The sequence below is a fragment of the Streptomyces sp. MnatMP-M17 genome, from assembly GCF_900091995.1.
Classification (GTDB): domain Bacteria; phylum Actinomycetota; class Actinomycetes; order Streptomycetales; family Streptomycetaceae; genus Streptomyces.
The window spans coordinates 1-3,507 of record NZ_FMDK01000995.1; the positions used below are offsets into that span (position 1 = coordinate 1).

A 3,507-nucleotide genomic window follows, 5' to 3' on the forward strand; every position below is an offset into this window, starting at 1 on the left:
GGGCTTACCCCCAGCCGTAACCGTGAGGCCGTAAGAACGGAAGATATGAAGCGCCGCCCGGTGGATCCCACCGGGCGGCGCTTTTCGTTACGCAAGTGCAGACGGTCAGAAGCGGTACGGCGCGTACACCGGCATGCACGCGTCCTTCTTCGAGCCGTTGATCGCGTCCGCCGAGTCCGGTATGCCGCCCGCCTCCGGCTTGGACTCCTTCGGATACGACGAGCCGCTGCGCCAGTCCGCGCCCACGACGAGCGTGACGCCCGACACATCGGTCGACTTCCGCACCGAACTCAGCGGAATTCCCAGGGACTTGGCCACCGCCTGCGCGTCGCCCTCCAGATCCGCGCTGGGGAAGCTGACCGTGGTCTTCTCCTGCGGGCTGGGCGTGGAATCCGCCTGGGCCAGTGTGTAGCCCTTGCCGTTGAGCTGCTGGGCGATGTCACGGGCGCGGTTCGGCACCGCGCTCTGCTGCTCGCTGCCGGTGCCGTTGCGTACGATCACGCCGGTCTCGGCGGGCGCCGCGGCCGGATCCTTGGAGACGGGCTCGGCCGGCTTCTTGCTCTTGCCGGCGTCGGCCTTGCCTCCGTTGGCGTCGAAGGCCACGTCCTCACGGAGCATCGTCCAGACCTGGTCGGCGTCGGGCTCCTTGGGTACGAGATGGTTCCGGTTCTGCGGATCCTCGACCGACGGCATGGTCGTCATGGTGATGCGGTTGGTCGGCACGCTCTTGAGCTGCATGGCCAGGTCGTACAGCTTCTTGACCGTACCGATCTCCTCGGAGACCTCCAGCGACTTGGTGGCGGCCTCCGCCAGACCGGTCAGCCGCATGGTGTCGGTGAAGACGTTCTGTGACTTCAGCTCGCGGATCATCGAGTTCATATACATGTGCTGGGCCCTGGCCCGGCCGAGGTCGCTCTCGAAGGCGTGGCGGGTGCGCAGCCACTGGAGGGCCTGCTTGCCCTGGACATGGTGCGAGCCCGCCGTCAGCTTGAGCCCGGAGCCGCCGGGAACACCGGGCAGCGGGCGGTCCCAGACGTTGTCCTCGACACAGACCTCGACGCCGCCTATCGCGTCGGCCATGCTCACCACACCGGAGAAGTCGATCGTCATCCAGTGGTCGATATAGACACCGGTCAGCTTCTCCCAGGTGCTCAGGGTGCAGCCGGCACCGCCGCGCGCCAGTGTCTCGTTGATGATCGCGTTGGTCGCCGGGAAGACCTTGCCGGTCCCGGTGTCCTTGCATTCGGGGATGTCGACGCGCGTATCACGCGGGATGCTCACGACCGAGGCGTTCTTGCGGTCGGCGGAGACATGGAGCAGCATCTGCACATCCGCGAGAGGCGGGTTGCCCGCGGTGTCCTTGCTGCCGCCGAGTTTGACGTTCTCCGCCTTGGCGCGGCTGTCGGAGCCGATCACCAGGATGTTCAGCGGAGTCTGGCCCGCGGCGTTCGCGTCGGGCTTGGCGAGACCGGTGGAGCCGCCGTTGCGGTCGCCGCTGCGGATGTTGCCGTTCAGATGCCGGTAGTAGAGATAGCCGGCGCCGGCCGTGCCGAGCAGCAGGAGTGCGAGCCCGGCGGCGACCCAGCGGAGTATGCGCCAGGCGCCGCGTTTCGCGCGGCGGCGTGAGGTGGTGGCGGTGCCGTGTCCGCCGCCTTTGCCACGGCCGGTCCGGTTGGCCTTGTGCTGGGTCGCGCTGGACCGGCTCTCGCTGGTCTCGGCCTCGGCGGCCAGGGTCTTTTCGCCCCCGACCGTTTCGTTCGGGGCCGCTCCGTCGCCGCGGTGAGTCTCCTGGGTGCCAGGACCGTTGCCGGTGCCCTCGGGAGTGTCGCCGTCGCGCGGGCCCTGCGGACCCGCCGCGTCGCTCTCCGTACCCGTGACGCCTGTGACGTCCGTGGCGTCCTCGTACAGACTGTCGTCCCAGCCCAGCTCGCGAGGGTGCGGTATGTGTTCGTCCGCCCCTTCCCGTCTCACACTGCTCTGACGCACCCAGACCCCCCTCGTCAGATCGTCCGTATGAGCCGGAGTTCCGGCGTCACTTGGCGCAGACCTGCTTGTCGGCTTCCACCTTCTGCACACCCTCCGGCGCCTTTGCCGGTCCGGTGATGGGCACGCCCGCGCCCTTGAAGTCCGCCCCGAGCGTCAGCGTCATCGCTTGCAGTCCTTCGGCGTCCTCCGTGCCCGGCTTCAGGGCCGCCGCGGGCAGGCCCATCATGTCCGCGAGTGCACGCGCCTGGTCGGCCTGGTTCGGCGCGTACTCCAGGGTCGTCTTGGGCAGATCCGTTCCCGGGGCATTGCCCTTGTTGGTGGACCTCGGTACACCCTCTTCGTTCTGGAGCCAGGCCAGGGTCTCCTGCGCGGAGCCCTGCGGACCGCCGCCGTTGTACACATCGACGCGCACATTCTCCGGCGCCGCCTTGGGCCCCTTGAGCAGCTCCTCCTGCTTGCTCTTGGCGGCCTGCTCCTTCTTCTTGACCTCGGTGAGCGAGGTGTCGCTCCGCATCATCGCGAACAACTGCTCGGCCTTGGACTCGTTGACGACGACCGTGGCCTTGACGACCTCCGCCGGGTTGTCGTCCACCGGCAGCGTGGTGAAGGTGATGTTCTTGGGGTCGACCTTCGCCAGCTCCGTGGCGAGATCGCTCAGCTTCTGGATATTGCCGATGCCCGTGTCGACGGTGAGCGCCTTGGTCGCGGCCTCCGCCAGAGAGAACAGTTTCTTGGGGTTCGTCAGAGTGTCGCCGGACTTCATCTTCCGGATCATCGAGCTGAGGAACTGCTGCTGCGTCTCGATCCGGGTGAGGTCGCTCCCGGTGCCGAACGCGTGGCGCGTACGGACGAAGGCGAGGGCCTGCTCGCCCTCGATGGTGTGCGTGCCCTTGCTCAGTTTGAGATGCGACTTCGGGTCATCGACGTCCTTGTCGACGCACACCTCGACACCGCCCACCGCTGTGGACAACGTCTTGACCGCGTTGAAGTCCGCCATCATGAAGTGGTCGACCGTGAGTCCGGTGAGTTCCTTGACCGTGCGCATCGTGCAGCCGGGATCCCGGTCGTCCTGGCCAAGGCTGTTGTTGAACCGGTCCTGCGAGGTGCCGGGGATGACCTTGGTGCCCTCCGCCGTCTTCGTCTCGCAGTCGGGGATGTCCGTGATCAGGTCACGGGGGATGGAGAGCACCGTCGCGTTCGTACGGTCCTTGGAGACATGGAACAGGAGGTTGGTGTCGGCATGGCCGACGCTGCCCGCGTCTCCGTAGCCCTCGTTGCCCGAGCCGGTCCGTTTGTCCGTACCGATCAACAGTATGTTGACGGCCTGGTCCTTCTTGAACCCGCCGCTGCCCGCGTTCCCGACATCGATCTTGTCGATGTTGCTGTTGAGGTGCTGGTAGTAGGCGTACGCGCCGACGGAACCGGCGACGAGCACGAACGCCAGCGCGCCGCCCGTCCACACCAGCGCCTTCTTCTTGCCCGACTTCTTCGCCTTGCGCTTGCGACGGCCGGCCGCGGCGG

The 3,507-nt window shown here is 67.1% G+C and carries 2 protein-coding genes; both read right to left on the bottom strand.

Annotated elements, in window-relative coordinates; all coding sequences use genetic code 11:
- Positions 1 to 105: 105 nt before the first annotated feature.
- Positions 106 to 1,986 carry an LCP family protein gene (locus tag GA0115259_RS34835; RefSeq protein WP_176732761.1) on the bottom strand — a complete coding sequence of 627 codons (1,881 nt, stop codon included), beginning with the start codon at positions 1,984 to 1,986 and terminating at the stop codon, positions 106 to 108.
- Positions 1,987 to 2,032: 46 nt separating this feature from the next.
- The coding region (locus GA0115259_RS34840) for an LCP family protein (RefSeq protein ID WP_093604304.1) at positions 2,033 to 3,507 on the bottom strand (1,475 nt) is incomplete at its 5' end.